Origin of the sequence: Geomonas azotofigens (genome assembly GCF_018919395.1) — a bacterium.
Classification (GTDB): domain Bacteria; phylum Desulfobacterota; class Desulfuromonadia; order Geobacterales; family Geobacteraceae; genus Geomonas; species Geomonas azotofigens.
In genome coordinates this window covers 250,059-264,117 of record NZ_JAHLME010000003.1, presented here as the reverse complement: position 1 = coordinate 264,117, position 14,059 = coordinate 250,059, and the positions used below count along the sequence as shown (strand labels likewise).

Genomic DNA, 14,059 nt, shown 5'->3' with positions numbered 1-14,059 from the left:
GCGCTTTTTTTAAAGTTTCATCTTGAGTTGGTTCTCAAAATAGTGTAGTAATGAGTTCTTTCCCGGGCGGGTAGCTCAGTTGGATAGAGTACTGGCCTCCGAAGCCAGGGGTCATGGGTTCGAATCCCATCTCGCCCACCATTTTCAAAACGACGAATGCTCCAGGATCCGTGTCAGCGAAAGCGCGAACACACCTGGAGCATTTTCGTTCCTGCCGCACAAAATTCACAAACTCACCAACGCCGGCAACACCTGTCACACAGGGTGATCTCGCCATCGCTCGAATCATCCGCCCGCTCTGGTCGGACTTTCATCCTTGCCAGATAAAAATAAAACGATATTAATAAAAAGTCCGCAAACGGCGGGGGGTGCGCCCCCACTGCGGGGCAATGGCTCGGGGCGGCGAACCCCGCGGCACGAGCGTGCCAGTTACCTGCTGAGCATCACGTGGGGGAAGAGATGGCTAGCGCCACCAAAGACGCACGGCGATCGGACCGGCAGGAAGCGGCGGAGGGGTGCACCATACTGCTCGTCGACGACAGCCCGACGCAGGCGAAGCTGTTGGAACACCTGCTGTCGGCTGAGGGATACCGCGTGCTGGGCTGCCATGACGCCACCGAGGCCCTGCTGGTGATCGACGCGACGGCGCCGGACCTGGTCATCTCCGACGTCCTCATGCCCGACATCGACGGTTTCGAACTGTGCCGCCGGATCAGGGGGCTCAAGCAGGCCAGCCAGCTCCCGGTCATCCTGCTCACACACCTCAATGACCCTACCCACGTGCTGCGCAGTCTCGAGGCCGGGGCCAACTATTTCATCTCCAAGCCTTACCACAAGGACATCCTGCTCTCCCGCGTCGCCGCCGCCCTGCGGCGTGACCAGGGGTGCTGCGTCGCCGCCGAGGACGGCACGGTCAGTTGCAACTACTACGGCAACCGGTACGCCATCACCGCCTCGAAGCCGCAGATCATCGACCTTTTGCTGGCCACCTACGAACTCGCCGTGGAGAAGAACCAGAAGATCTCGAAGACGCAGGACGCGCTCAGAAGGCTGAACGAGGAGCTGGAGACGAGGGTCGCCAAGCGGACCGGGGAACTCAGAAACACCATCAACGAGCTCAGACAGGAGATAGCCGACCGGGAAAGCGCCGAGGAATGCGTGCGGAGGCTGAACCGGCTGCACTCGGTGCTCTCGGAGACGAGCAAGGCCGTGGTGCACATCAAGGACCGGGAATCGCTGTTCCATGACTTCTGCCGCATCGCCGTCGACCACGGCTGCTTCAAGCTCGCCTGGGTGGGGCTGGTGAACGATGCCGGGACCGCGTTGCGGGTGGCCGCCGCGCGGGGGACCACCGCCTACCTAAACGGCGTCACCATCACCCTGGACCAGGAACCGACCGGGAGCGGCCCGACGGCCAGCGCGATCAAGAACGGCAGTTTCTACATCTGCAACGACTTCCTTGACGCCGCCATCACCGCCCCCTGGCACGAGCGTGGCAGAGCCTACGGCATCCGCGCCTCGGCGAGCATCGCGTTGCAGCAGGAGGGACGCATCATCGGGGCCCTCACCCTCTACGCGGACAAGAAAAACTACTTCGACCGCCCACAGGTGGAACTGTTGCGCCAGATGGGGGCGGACATCTCCTTCGCGCTCGGCAACATGAGCCGCGAGGACCAGAGGCTCGAGGTGGAGCGGGCACTCCTCGAAGAGACGTCACGCCGCCTGCAAGAACGGGAACAGCACGCCCAGAAGATCGAGTACCTGGCCCACTACGACCCCGTCACCAAGCTCCCCAACCGTTTCAGCCTGATGGCGCGGCTGGGGCACTCCCTGGAACTCGCCAAGCGCTGCTCCAACCGGCTGGCACTGATCTTCATCGACCTGGACCGGTTCAAGAACATCAACGATTCCCTGGGGCACCACGTGGGCGACCACCTGCTCTTCCAGGTGGCGGGGCGCCTCCTGGAATCGGTACGCAGCGCGGACATCGTGGCACGGCTGGGCGGAGACGAGTTCGTGGTGGGGCTCCCCCTGATCCGCTCCAACGTCTCGACGGCGCACGCGATCGGGAAGATCCAGCATGCCCTCTCCCAGAGCTACTACGTCGAAGGTCACGAGCTGAGCGTCACCCCGAGCATCGGCATCAGCATCTTCCCGGACGACGGCGAGACGGTCCAGGAACTCATGAAGAACGCGGACCTCGCCATGTACCACGCCAAGGCCGGCGGGCGTAACAACTTCCAGTTTTTCACCCAGGAGATGAACGAGACGGTGCAGGAAAGACTGGTCCTGGAAGGGGACCTGAGGGTGGCCATCGAGCGGGGCGAATTCCTGCTGCATTACCAGCCGCAGGTGGAGATGAGCAGCGGACGGGTGGTCGGGGTGGAGGCGCTTTTGCGCTGGCAGCACCCGGCCCACGGGCTGGTGACGCCGGACCGCTTCATCCCGGTGGCTGAAGAAACCGGTATGATCGTCGCCATAGGAGAGCTGGCGCTGAAAGCCGCCTGTCGCCAGCTCGCCAGCTGGCTCGAGGCGGGGCTGCCGCCACTCAGGGTATCGGTCAACCTCTCGGCGCGCCAGTTCCGGCAAAACAACCTCCCCGCCCTGTTGCTGGAGATCCTCCGCGAGACCGGGATCGCCGCGAACCTCCTGGAGCTGGAGATAACCGAGAGTTCGGCGATGGACAACCCTGCGGAGGCCATCCTGCACCTGCGCGGCTTGAGGGAGATGGGGGTGGAACTGGCCATCGACGATTTCGGCACCGGCTACTCGTCGCTGAGCTACCTAAAACTCTTTCCGGTGCACCGGTTGAAGATCGACCGCTCCTTCGTGCAGGACATCGACACCGACACCGACGACGCCGAAATCGCCGCGGCAACCATCGCGCTCGCACACACCCTGGGCAAGGAAGTCGTCGCCGAGGGGGTGGAAACCGAGGCCCAGTGCCGCTTCCTCCTTGGGCAGCGCTGCGACATCGTGCAGGGTTACTACTTCAGCCGCCCCCTCCCGCCGGAGGAGATCGTTCCCTACCTCAAACACTCCCCCCGCCCCGTCACTCCCGCCACGAGCTGAACCCCGTCAGAGGATGTAATCGGTGGAGAGGAAGTGGGATTTTCTTTCCTTCACGATGCCCGTGATGATGTCGCGGTTGGCGTCGGTCTCCCGGGCGGCGACCACGATCCTGATCGAGAAGACGCGCAGGGCGTCGGCGACGGACTGGGTCCCCTCGGCGGAGTTCTTGCGGCCGTTGAAGGGGAAGCTGTCCGGGCTTCTCTGGCACTTGCTGTTGATGTTGATGCGGCAGACCTGGTTCACCAGGGCGTCGATCAGCTGCGACAGCTGCTCCTCGTTCCGGCCGAAGATGCTCGCCTGCTGGCCGTAGTTGGAGCGCACCACGTAGTCGATGGTCTCCTTCAGGTCGTCGTAGACCACCACCGGGACCACCGGGCCGAACTGCTCCTCGTGGTAGACCCGCATCCGGTCGGTCACCGGGTACAAAAGGGCCGGGTAGAAGAAGGAGCCGCTTCGCGTGCCGCCGCCGGGGTTGACCACGCGGGCGCCATAGGCCTCGGCGTCTCTTAAAAGCCCCTCCAGGTACTCGGGCTTCTCCGGCTCGGGGAGCGCGGTGATGGCGACCCCTTCCTGCCAGGGAACGCCGCACTTGAGCGCCGCGATCCCCCGCGCCATCCCCTCCAGGAACGGCTCGGCGATGGCGCGGTGCACGAAGATGATCTTGAGCGCGGTGCAGCGCTGGCCGTTGAAGCCCAGGGCGCCGGAGACGCACTCCTCGACGGCGAGGTCGAGGTCCGCGTCGGGAAGGATGATGGCCGGGTTCTTGGCGTCGAGGCCGAGCACGCAGCGCAGCCGGTGCGGACGCGGATGGCTCGCGCGCAAGGCGTCGGCCACGCGGCTCGTGCCGATGAAGCCCAGGACGTCGACGCGGCCGGTCGCCATCAGGGGGGGGAGCACAACCTCGCCGTCGCCGTACACGGTGTTGACCACGCCGGCCGGGAAGCAGTCGCGGAAGGCTGCCAGAAGCGGCTCGAACAGAAGTATCCCGAAGCGGGGGGGCTTTAGGATGATGGTGTTGCCCATGACCAGCGACGGGATCAGCGTGGTGAAGGTCTCGTACAGGGGGAAGTTGTAGGGGCCCATGCAGAGCACGACGCCCAGGGGGGCGCGGCGGATCTGGCCGATGATCCCCTGCTGGATCACGAAGCGCGACGAGACGCGGTCCAGTTCCTTGAGCGCCTCGACGGTGTCCTTCAGGTAGGCGAGCGCCCGGTCGAACTCGGCCTCCGCCTCCTGGAGCGATTTGCCTATCTCCCACATCAGGAGTTTCACCACCTCGGCGCGCTTTGCCTGCACGGCGCGGCTGAAGCAGGTCACGCAGCTGATGCGCTCACCGACCGACATGGTGGGCCAGGCGCCCCGGCCGTTGTCGTAGGCCTCGACGGCGACGTCGAGCGCCTCAAGCGACGCCGCCACGGAAAGCGCGGGCGCCTCCCCTACCCTCTGCGCCTTCGGCTCGCCGGCCTCGAGTACCTGCACCGGGGAGAGCACCTCCTGCATGGGGCCATCCCAGCGGCGCAGCTCTCCGCCGATCAGGTAGTAGTCCTGACGGATTGGTTTTTCTATGCGATAGGGAGCGGGGATTTCCTGCGGCAGCGGGGACAGTCCTGCGATCTTCTTCTTCACTTTGCCTTCCTTGCTGACAGACGTGATTGCCGGACGGCTCGATCCGGCCTCTGGTAGACGGTGTGCGTCACTCATGAGCTATACGCCAACACAGAAGCAGGGTCAACCTGTTTGATGGTGTCGCGGGAGACACAGAGGGCGATTGCGCAATGACAAAGCGCCAGTATACTCCTTTGAGTCTGCGCTATTCCCCAAAGACACAGAAACGACCAAAGGAGATATGGGTATGGGATCAAAGGGACGTGAAATAGTCGGCATGGACGTCGAGGAACTCCTGACGCTGTTGAACCGCGCCTTCTGCGACGAGTGGTTCGCCTACTACCAGTACTGGCTGGGTGCCAAGCTGGTGAAGGGGCCGATGAAGGACGCGGTCGGCGCCGAGCTTTTGGTGCATGCCACCGAGGAGCTGGCCCATGCCGACATGGTGGCGCTGCGCATCATCCAGCTGGGCGGGTCCCCGGTCACCAAACCCGAAGAGTGGTACAAGTTCACCAACTGCGGCTACGACGCGCCGGACGATCCCTTCGTGAAGACCATCCTGGAGCAGAACATCAAGGGGGAGCAGTGCGCCATCGGGGTGTACAAGCGGCTTTTGGACCTGACCCGCGAGAAGGATCCGGTCACCTACAACATGGTGCTCACCATCCTGCAGCAGGAGGTCGAGCACGAGGAAGACCTGCAGTCGCTGCTGGAGGACTACGAGTTGCTGGTGGGGGCGATGAAGGGGTAGCTGAACCATCGATATACAAAAAGCCCCGTCCGAACGGACGGGGCTTTTTGCTTCTGTATCCTCTCGTTAATCACGCCGCATTCCTGTGCTTTATGGTCTCCCACCCGATGCAGGCGAGCCAGATGCTGCGAGGTATCGGCTTACTACCGGTTCGGTAATGAGTGATCATCCTGCGTGTCATGCCAAGTGCCTCTGCAGCGGTTGACAACGAAAGATCGTTGCGCTTCATCCACTCATTGAACTCCCCGGGAGAGGGTTCACCTGCCTGCGCCTTGCAGCGATTGTAGAGTTCGTCGGCGCCGAGTTCGATGTCGTCTCCCCATGCAACGCTGTGCCCATACCAACCTACGTGAGCCGTGGCAAAGAGTTTTGGATCTTTGATCGGCATCAGGAGAGTGAAGCGGGCCAACCAGTCGCCGATATCAGCTTGCATGGTTTCACCGGTAGTCCAGCGAATTTCGAGACTGGCAGGTGCCGTTGCAGTAACTTCTTCGATCCGTGGCGGTTTGTTCATCTGGTTATTTCCTCCCATTTAGCAAGCAGCAGAGCCTGATTCGCCCACGTCATAGCTTCGGCCATCTTCTTTGCCGGGTTCACGATACCAACCAATATCTCCAACGTCTCAATAGCAACAGAGCAACGGTCACCGTCCATGAATTCCAAATGGAAGTGAGGTGTACCGTGTTCATTGGGGTAGATGGTCAACCTGCTTGTACTAAAGCGGATGATGGTTGGCATGGCAGGAATAGTAGCGAAATGGTTTCACCATGTCAAGCCCACAGCCCGGACTCCCTCCTGCTGTGTGACTTGCGACGACAGTCGGTCTGTGGGTCTTGCGCAAAAATGGCAGGATCTGCTGGTTCGTTGTCCTTGAACGTGAACGGGTGTTGTGCAATGATTCCGGCAGGCTAGCAACGACTGAAACGGGAGGTGCCATGGACGCGCCTATCACTATCGCGGTAGCAGGCTACGAAGGGGCTGAACTCTTAGACGTAACCGGGCCCATCGAGGTCTTCAACATGCTGAACCGCTGCCTGGGCGAGATGGAGCCGCAGCGCCCGGGGTACCGGGTCGTGATCCTGGCGGACAAGGCGGGCCCCTTCAGCACCTGCCCGGGGGTGCGCATCGTGGCGGACCACGCCTGGCAGGACATTGCTGAAAGGGCGGACACCATCTTGGTTCCGGGAAGCCCGGACGATGCTTTGGACAAGGTCATGAAGGACGAAGGATTCATCTCCTGGCTGGCGATGGAGGGGCCGCGGGCGCGGCGTCTGGTCTCGGTCTGCACGGGGGCACTGATCCTGGCCGAGGCGGGACTGTTAAAGGGGAAGCGGGCCACCACCCACTGGATGGACCTGGAGCGGCTGCGGCGCGACTACCCGGAGGTGCTGGTGGAGAACGACGCCATCTACACGCGCGACGGTTCGGTGGCGACGTCGGCGGGGGTGACTGCGGGGATGGACCTGGCGCTCGCCCTGGTGGAGGAAGATTTCGGGAGGAAGACGGCGCTCGCGGTGGCGCGGCGCCTGGTGATGTTCCTGAAGCGCCCGGGGGGCCAGGCCCAGTTCAGCACCCAGCTCCGGGCCCAGATGGTCGAGGGGGGACAGATGGCGCCGCTCCTCGCCTGGCTCAGGGAGAACCCGTGCAGCAAGGCGACGGTGGAGGACCTGGCGCAAAGGGCGGCGATGAGTCCGCGCAACTTCGCCCGGGTGTTCTTGCGCGAAACGGGAAAGACGCCGGCCAGGTACCTGGACCAGCTCCGGCTGGAGCGCTCGGTCGCCCTGTTGGAGGAGACCACCCTGCCCCTGGAGCGGGTCGCCCGTGACAGCGGCTTTACCAGCGCCGAGCAGATGCGGCGCACCTTCATCCGGGACATCGGCGTCACCCCTCTCGCCTACCGGACCCGGTTTTGAGGGGTCCGTCTGAGAATTTCGAGAAGTGTGGGAGTGTGACCACGAGAGGTACATGTGCTCTGGCGTCCCCCCCTTTGCGAAGGGGACAGGGGGGATTTGCTCTTTGCTGCACCCCACCACCATCTGCTTCGTGAACATAAGATAGTGGCTCAGAAGTTCCCGGATGAGCGTTTTGAGAGAAGTTCTAAGAGGAGGTTTGTATGCGCTACCTATTGGCTGAAGGAGAGATTGTCACCCTGCGAACCGATGACGCCATCGAATCGCTGTCGCTGGTCGCCGGGGCGATCTGGCTCACCCGCTCCTCGGACACCCGCGACTACTGCCTGCAGGAGGGAACCCGCCTGGCGGTGCTGCGCGGCGAGACGCTCATCATCGAGGCGGTCACCCCCGCCACCCTCACCGTGACCTGCCGCGAGCGCCGCGCCGGGCTGCACATCACCACGGCCTGGCCCGACACCTCCCCCCGCACCGCCTGACCTTCCCCGCTACCCCTTCACCGCCGGGGCGACCGGCCAGCTGATGATCACCACGCCCAGGATGCAGGTCGCGATCCCCACCAGTCGCAGCCAGTGCATCTCGCCCCCCAGGAACCACCAGGAGAGCAAGAGCACCAGGGCAGACTGGCAGCCGATGATGGCCAGCGCGTACCCCGCGTTGGCGCTCGACGAGGTGGCGAGGAACATGGCCCAGTTGCCGAGCACGCTGCAGGCTCCCGCCGCGATAAGCAGGGGCAGCGCCGACTTCCAGGCCGGCCACATCCCCCAGTCACCCGCCGACCAGGCGGCGAAGCTAACCGTGAGCACCAGCGAGAGCACCAGCATGGAGAACTGGACCGAGACGCCGCGTTTGACCGCGGCGGTCATGAACAGCACCATGAAAGCGAAGCTCACCAGCGCGGTGAGGGCCTGGGTTACGTAGTTCCACATGCCTGACCTCCTTATGGCTCACGCGAATCGCTTTTTTGATCCAGCACCTGTCGGATGGTCCGCCCCAGGGTCCTCGACGTGTACGGCTTCATCAGGCAGGCGCGGATACCGTACTCGGCATCCCTTTCGTCGACGGTCTCTTTGTACCCGGTGCAGAGGATGATGGGAATGTCGGGGCGCAGCGTCGTGATCTCCCTGGCCAACGCCTTCCCGGACAGCCCGGGCATGGTGAGGTCGGTGATGACGAGGTCGAAGCCCGAGGGATCGGCGCGGAAGAGATCGAGCGCAGCCACGCTGTTACTGGCAATGACCACGCTGTAGCCCAGGTTCTCCAGGATCCCCTGCCCGAGTACCGTGAGCGACTCCTCGTCATCCACGAACAGGATGCGCTCGCTTCCCTGCAGCAGTTGCTCGGGCAGTTCCTCTTCGCGCTGAATCTCCAGGGAAACCGCCGGCAGGAACACCTCGAAGCAGGTTCCACCCCCCGGCTCGCTGTGCACCACGATCACGCCGCCGTGGTTCTTGACGATCCCCTGCACCACGGCCAGACCGAGGCCGGTCCCCTCCCCCGCGGGCTTGGTGGTGAAGTAGGGATCGAAGATCCGCTCCAGTATGCGGCTTTCCATGCCGCGTCCGGTGTCGCGCACCAACAGGTGCAGGTGATCCACGGGGGCCAGGAAGGGGTATGGGGCGAGCAGGGGAGAACCTGCCGGGACAGCGTGCAGCGAGACGGTGAGGGTGCCGCCTTCCGGCAGCATGGCGTGGGCCGCGTTGGTGCAGAGGTTCATCAGCACCTGGTGCAACTGGGTGGGATCGGCGAGTACCTTGTCGGCATCGGAAGGAACATCGACATCCTTGACCATGGCGATCGAGGTGGGGAGCGAGGGGCGCAGCAGCCGGAAGGCGTCGTCGATGACGCCTGAGAAGTGCACCGGCTTTCTTTCCTGTTCGCTGTGCCTGCTGAAACTGAGGATCTGCCGCACCAGGTCCGCCGCCCGCTGCGCCGCGATGAAGACCTGCTGCATCTCCGCCCGACCGGTACCCCCCTCGGGCACCTTGTGCAGCACCATGTCGGTAAAGCCGAGAATAGAGGTGAGGATGTTGTTGAAGTCGTGGGCGATACCGGCGGCGAGCGTGCCGATGGCTTCCATCTTCTGCGCCTGGCGCAGTTCCCGTTCCGTCCTTCTCAGCTCCGCAGTGCGGGCCTCGACCCGCATTTCCAGCTGGTCGTTGGCCTCGAGGACGGCGCGGGTGGCCACCTCCGCCCGCTCCTTGGCCGCCACCAGCTCCTCGGTCCGCTCCCGGACCAGGTCTTCCAGGTGGTCCCGGTACCTGATCAGCTCGGCCTCGGCCACCTTCTGTTCGGTGATGTCGGTGCCGCTGCCGATCCAGCGCACGATGCGGCCGTCCGCGTCCTTCTGCGCGACGGCCCGCGACAGGACCCAGCGGTACTGGCCGTCGAACCTCCGGTTGCGGTGCAGGCAGCTGTAAGGCTCACCCGTCTCCAGGGAGTGTTTCCATTTCCGGGCGGTGATTTCGACGTCGTCGGGATGGAGGATGCTGCGCCATGGCTCGGGGTCGGGCTCGCCGGGAATCAGGCCGTTGAACTCGTACCAGCGCAGGTTCGCGAAGTCCTGGGCGCCATCGGGCGTGGCGGTCCAGACGATCTGGGGGATCGTATCGATGATGAAGCGATACAGTTCTTCGCTGGGGTTCAGAGAATCTGTCACTCGGCCCTCTGTTACAGACCAGTTCTTACATCAGGTTCGGACGAGCGGCTACTTTGATTGGGAAAATATACTGGGCTTTTATGACAGTTCAAGCTTATTTATACGTTCACAGCAATAAGACTTGCACAACTTGGAATGGACAGAGAGCGTAAGCGGGGGGCAACAACTTCTATTTTTTTCACTTCAAGAGCGTGTGCTCCAGGAGGATCTTGAGCCCGATCAGGCAGAGCACGATACCGCCGCAGACCTCGACGCGCTTGCCCCAGTTGTCCCCGAGCCGGCGCCCCAGGAGCATCCCGGTGACGGTCAGGACCCCGGCGACCAGGCCGATGATCACGGAAGGAACCCAAACGCTCACCCCGAGCATGGCCAACGACAGGCCCACGGCGAAGGCGTCGATGCTGGTGGCGACCGAGAGCATCACCATGGTGAGCCCCTTGGTCGGGTCCGACGGCGAGGTGTCATCGTCCTCCTCGAAGGCCTCGACGATCATCCTGCCACCGACGTAGGCCAGGAGGGCGAAGGCGATCCAGTGGTCATAGGCGGTGATCCACTTCTGGACCGTGAGGCCGAGCAGCCACCCCGCGATGGGCATGAGCGCCTGGAACAGGCCGAAATGAAAGCCGAGGCGGAACAGGTGCCGCCCGGTGACCGGGTTCAATACCGCGCCGGTAGCCAGGGCGACGGCGAAGGCATCCATGGCCAGGGCCAGGGCGATGCCCAAAATGCTGATCCAATCCATTAAAACTCCAGCGTTAGTCAGTTTCCCGGCGCAGTCCATCTCCTCGCCCTGCGGGAGAGGGTGGCCGCAGGCCGGGTGGGGGCGCTGCCATACGGGTCACTGATTCCTCGTTTAAATGCCCTCACCCCGCCCCTTCCCAGAGGGAGAGGGAGGAGGCACGCGTCACGAGGCTCAGTAGCCGTAATCGAGGCTCTGGATGCGGGAGACCCGGCCGTCCTGCAACTCGAGCTGGTACTGGAATTCGTTGCGACCGAAGTTGAAGATCCAGTTGTCGACGATGATGTTGGTGATGGTCTTGGTCGAGGCGTACGGCTGATCCTTCTGCACCACCTTCTTGGAACTCTGAGTGGTGGTGGCGGGCTGGCCGCACTTGGCGAGCACCTCTCCCGCGGAGTCGCCGACCGACACGATGCCACCCTTGCACCTCATGGTGTCACCATCGGCAAAGGCGGGGGCGGCCAGCATCACGACGGAGAGCGAGACAATCACGGTACGGGCGTTTTTCATGCGTTATCCTCCTGATCCTCCTGTTGGCAAAACAGGTAGGAATATAAGGCACAAGCGATCATTTGCAAAGCGCTAATTACGCCGCCCGCCTGGAGATGAGATGAACGGAGGTGGCCTTGAAGGAGGCGTGGATCTCCATCCCCTCGTACAGCGCCAGTTCGGTGAACGACTCGCGGGTAACGTAGGCGGTGAGCGGGAACCCGCAGTCGAGCCGCAGCTTCAGAAACGGCCCCATGGCGGCGATTTCGACGATGCGCCCCTGGAAGTGGTTCCTGGCGCTGCTTTTTTCCTCGGGATGCCCGACCGTCACCGTGACATTCTCGGGGCGGATGCAGCAGTACACCTGCACGCCGGGCGCTTCGTCCCCCACCGTGTCGATCTCCCGGCCGGCGACCCGGACCGCCAACTGCTGCTGCCGGTTACTGACCACCTCCCCCTCCAGGATGGTTTCCATCCCTACGAAGTTGGCCACGAATTCGTTGACCGGATGGTTCATGACGGCGGCCGGCGTCCCCTGCTGCACGATGCTGCCGCGGTTCATCACCACGATGCGCTGCGACATCCTGAGCGCCTCGGACTGATCGTGGGTGACCAGGATGGCCGCGATGCCCCGGTCACGGATGATGCGGTCCATGTCCTCGGTGAGCGCCTGCCTGGTGGGCGGGTCGAGATTGGCGAAGGGCTCGTCGAAGAAAATCACCTCGGGCTCCACGGCGAAGGCGCGCGCGAGGCTCACCCGCCGGGCCTCACCGCCGGAGAGCCTGCGCGCCGAGCGCTGCGCCATGTGGGCGAGGTTGAAGCGCTCCAGGTAGGTCGCGACCCGGCTCTTGATCTCGGCGCGCCCAAGCCCCCTGAGCTTCAAGCCGCTGGCCACGTTGTCGAAGACGGTGCTGTCGAACAGAAGCGGCTCCTGCAGCACCATGGCGGTGCGGCGGCGCAGGTCGAGCCACTGGGCCTGGGAGGTGACGGCGCTCCCCCGATAGGTTACGGTGCCGGTCTGCCGCTTCATGAGCCCCAAAAGCGACAGGAGCAGGGTTGACTTGCCGGCGCCGTTGGGGCCGATCAGCGAGACGAACTCGTTTTGGCACAAAGAAAAAGAGGGTACGTCGAGCACGGTCACGCCGCCTCGATCAACCCTCAGCCCTTTCAGGTCAAGCAGGTTTGGTTGCTGCGTCATCTTGGTCTTTCCCGCTGCTGGATGTAGGTGAGGATGTAGTTGACGGCGAAGCAGAATAGCAGAAGGATCACCGACAGGGCAATGGCCATGTCGAAGTTGCCCCTTCCCGTTTCCATCACCGTCGCGGTGGTGAGGACGCGGGTGTAGCCCCTCACGTTGCCGCCGACCATGATGGAGGCGCCCACCTCGGAGATGACCCCGCCGAAGCCGGCCATGACGCCGGCCATGAGCGGCAGTCGCGCCTCCTTGATCAGCATCCAGACCAGCTGCACGCGGGTCGCGCCCAGGGCGAGGATCTGCAGCCTCAGGTTCGCCGGGAGGTTCTGCATGGCGCCGATGGTGACCCCCATGACGATGGGGGTCGCGATCACGGTCTGGGCGATGACGATGGCGGTCGGGGTGTAGAGGAGCTCCAGGTATCCTAAAGGACCGTTTCTCCAGAGCATGATGGACACGAAGAGGCCCACCACCACCGGCGGCAGCCCCATCCCCGTGTTCACCACGCTCACCAGGATCTTCTTGCCGGGGAAGCTGGTGAGCGCCACCAGCGTCCCCACGGAAAGACCGATCACCAGCGAGAAGAGCGTGGCGAGCCCGGAAACCTTGAGTGACAGCAAGGCGATGCCCAGCACCTCGCGGTCGAGCGACGCGAGGAGCTGGAACGCCTTGGTGAGACCTTCGAGAATTACGTCCATTTACAGCCCCAGTGAATCCGGTTTCTTGCCGGCATCCGGGAAGAAGAGCGGGGAGCCGAACTCCTTCTTGCCGAAGGTGGAGATGATATCCTGGGTCTTCCTGGAGACCATGAAGTCGGCGAAGGCCCTGGCGCCGGCGCTGTTCACCTTGGGCCACTTGGCCGGGTTCACCTCGATGACGTGGTAGATGTTGAGGAGCTTCGGCTCGCCCTGGACCATGATTTCCAGCCCCAGGTGCGCCTTCTTGTTGAGCGCGAGGTAGGTGCCGCGGTCAGCCAGGAGGTACCCCTTCTTCTCTGCGGCGACGTTCAGGGTCTCGCCCATGCCCAGGCCGGTCTGCTGGAACCACTTCTGACCTTCCGGGTTGATGCCGGCGGCCTTGAAGAGCCCCTTCTCTTTCGCGTGGGTGCCGGAGTTGTCGCCGCGGGAGAGCCAGAGCGCGTTGGTCTTGGCGATGTTCTTCAGCGCGTCGGCGGCGGTCTTGGCGCCGCGGATCCTGGCCGGGTCGTTGGCCGGTCCCAGCACGATGAAGTCGTTGTGCATGACGAGCTTGCGGTTCACGCCGAAGCCCTCGGCCACGAACTTCTTCTCCGCGTCCGGGGAGTGCACCAGGAGCACGTCCGCCTCACCCTTTTCCCCCATCTTCATGGCCTGGCCGCTCCCCACCGAGATGGTCTTGACGAAGTAGCCGGTCTGCTTCTCGAAGATCGGGATCAGCACGTCCAGAAGGCCGGAATCCTGGGTCGAGGTGGTGGTGGCGAGGATCAGGTTCTTCTGCTCGGCGGCCCACCCGGTGGAGACCGAGGCGACTGCGGAGAGCAGGAACAGTGCGACAAACAGCGGCAAGATTCTGAAAATTCGGGTCATTGTCAAACTCCTTTTATGATGTTCACCCTGCTACGGTACCAACCGTTATGGTGTGCTTGCTACAGCGGGTGGCC

14 protein-coding genes and 1 tRNA gene are annotated in these 14,059 nt (G+C 63.4%); 5 read left to right on the top strand and 10 right to left on the bottom strand.

Annotation, left to right across the window (positions count from 1 at the left end; translation table 11 throughout):
• The first annotated feature begins 64 nt into the window (after positions 1 to 64).
• Both KOL99_RS11020 and KOL99_RS11015 read left to right on the top strand, forming a co-directional pair.
• Positions 65 to 141, top strand: a tRNA-Arg gene (locus KOL99_RS11020).
• Between the two features lie 318 nt (positions 142 to 459).
• Positions 460 to 3,072: a GGDEF/EAL domain-containing response regulator gene (locus KOL99_RS11015; protein WP_216510527.1), complete on the top strand. Its 2,613-nt coding sequence runs from the start codon at positions 460 to 462 to the stop codon at positions 3,070 to 3,072.
• A gap of 6 nt (positions 3,073 to 3,078) precedes the next feature.
• On the opposite strand, the gene KOL99_RS11010 is transcribed toward KOL99_RS11015, so the two are convergent.
• Positions 3,079 to 4,698, bottom strand: coding sequence for an NADP-dependent glyceraldehyde-3-phosphate dehydrogenase (locus tag KOL99_RS11010; RefSeq protein ID WP_216510526.1), 1,620 nt, complete (start codon positions 4,696 to 4,698; stop codon positions 3,079 to 3,081).
• Positions 4,699 to 4,924: 226 nt separating this feature from the next.
• Between KOL99_RS11010 and KOL99_RS11005 the strand changes: the two genes are divergently transcribed.
• Positions 4,925 to 5,428, top strand: coding sequence for a ferritin-like domain-containing protein (locus tag KOL99_RS11005; protein ID WP_216510525.1), 504 nt, complete (start codon positions 4,925 to 4,927; stop codon positions 5,426 to 5,428).
• A 70-nt stretch (positions 5,429 to 5,498) separates the two neighbouring features.
• Here KOL99_RS11005 and KOL99_RS11000 read toward each other — a convergent pair whose 3' ends face one another.
• Together KOL99_RS11000 and KOL99_RS21995 are read right to left on the bottom strand one after the other, a co-directional pair.
• On the bottom strand, positions 5,499 to 5,942 hold the full coding sequence (locus KOL99_RS11000; protein WP_216510524.1) for a DUF2442 domain-containing protein: 444 nt from the start codon (positions 5,940 to 5,942) through the stop codon (positions 5,499 to 5,501).
• Positions 5,939 to 6,166 carry a DUF4160 domain-containing protein gene (locus KOL99_RS21995; RefSeq protein ID WP_216510523.1) on the bottom strand — a complete coding sequence of 76 codons (228 nt, stop codon included), beginning with the start codon at positions 6,164 to 6,166 and terminating at the stop codon, positions 5,939 to 5,941. Before KOL99_RS21995 ends, KOL99_RS11000 begins: the two co-directional genes overlap by 4 nt.
• 197 nt (positions 6,167 to 6,363) lie before the next feature.
• On the opposite strand from KOL99_RS21995, the gene KOL99_RS10990 reads away from it, so the two are divergent.
• Positions 6,364 to 7,341, top strand: coding sequence for a GlxA family transcriptional regulator (locus KOL99_RS10990; protein WP_216510522.1), 978 nt, complete (start codon positions 6,364 to 6,366; stop codon positions 7,339 to 7,341).
• 200 nt (positions 7,342 to 7,541) lie between these two features.
• Positions 7,542 to 7,817, top strand: a complete 276-nt coding sequence (locus KOL99_RS10985) for a DUF2917 domain-containing protein (protein WP_216510521.1) — start codon at positions 7,542 to 7,544, stop codon at positions 7,815 to 7,817.
• A 9-nt stretch (positions 7,818 to 7,826) separates the two neighbouring features.
• Here KOL99_RS10985 and KOL99_RS10980 read toward each other — a convergent pair whose 3' ends face one another.
• The 7 genes from KOL99_RS10980 to KOL99_RS10950 form a co-directional block, all read right to left on the bottom strand.
• Complete coding sequence (locus KOL99_RS10980) at positions 7,827 to 8,267, bottom strand: EamA family transporter (protein WP_216510520.1); 441 nt, start codon at positions 8,265 to 8,267, stop codon at positions 7,827 to 7,829.
• Positions 8,268 to 8,278: 11 nt separating this feature from the next.
• Complete coding sequence (locus KOL99_RS10975; protein WP_216510519.1) at positions 8,279 to 9,997, bottom strand: hybrid sensor histidine kinase/response regulator; 1,719 nt, start codon at positions 9,995 to 9,997, stop codon at positions 8,279 to 8,281.
• A 178-nt stretch (positions 9,998 to 10,175) separates the two neighbouring features.
• Complete coding sequence (locus tag KOL99_RS10970) at positions 10,176 to 10,739, bottom strand: manganese efflux pump MntP (protein ID WP_216510518.1); 564 nt, start codon at positions 10,737 to 10,739, stop codon at positions 10,176 to 10,178.
• Positions 10,740 to 10,910: 171 nt separating this feature from the next.
• Positions 10,911 to 11,246, bottom strand: a complete 336-nt coding sequence (locus KOL99_RS10965) for a DUF2845 domain-containing protein (RefSeq protein WP_216510517.1) — start codon at positions 11,244 to 11,246, stop codon at positions 10,911 to 10,913.
• A 76-nt stretch (positions 11,247 to 11,322) separates the two neighbouring features.
• A complete protein-coding gene (locus KOL99_RS10960; RefSeq protein ID WP_216510516.1) occupies positions 11,323 to 12,423 on the bottom strand; it encodes an ABC transporter ATP-binding protein in 1,101 nt (366 codons plus the stop codon).
• Positions 12,420 to 13,118, bottom strand: a complete 699-nt coding sequence (locus KOL99_RS10955; RefSeq protein WP_216510515.1) for an ABC transporter permease — start codon at positions 13,116 to 13,118, stop codon at positions 12,420 to 12,422. The genes KOL99_RS10960 and KOL99_RS10955 overlap by 4 nt, the downstream gene beginning before the upstream one ends.
• A complete protein-coding gene (locus KOL99_RS10950; RefSeq protein ID WP_216510514.1) occupies positions 13,119 to 13,985 on the bottom strand; it encodes a substrate-binding domain-containing protein in 867 nt (288 codons plus the stop codon).
• Positions 13,986 to 14,059 lie beyond the last annotated feature (74 nt).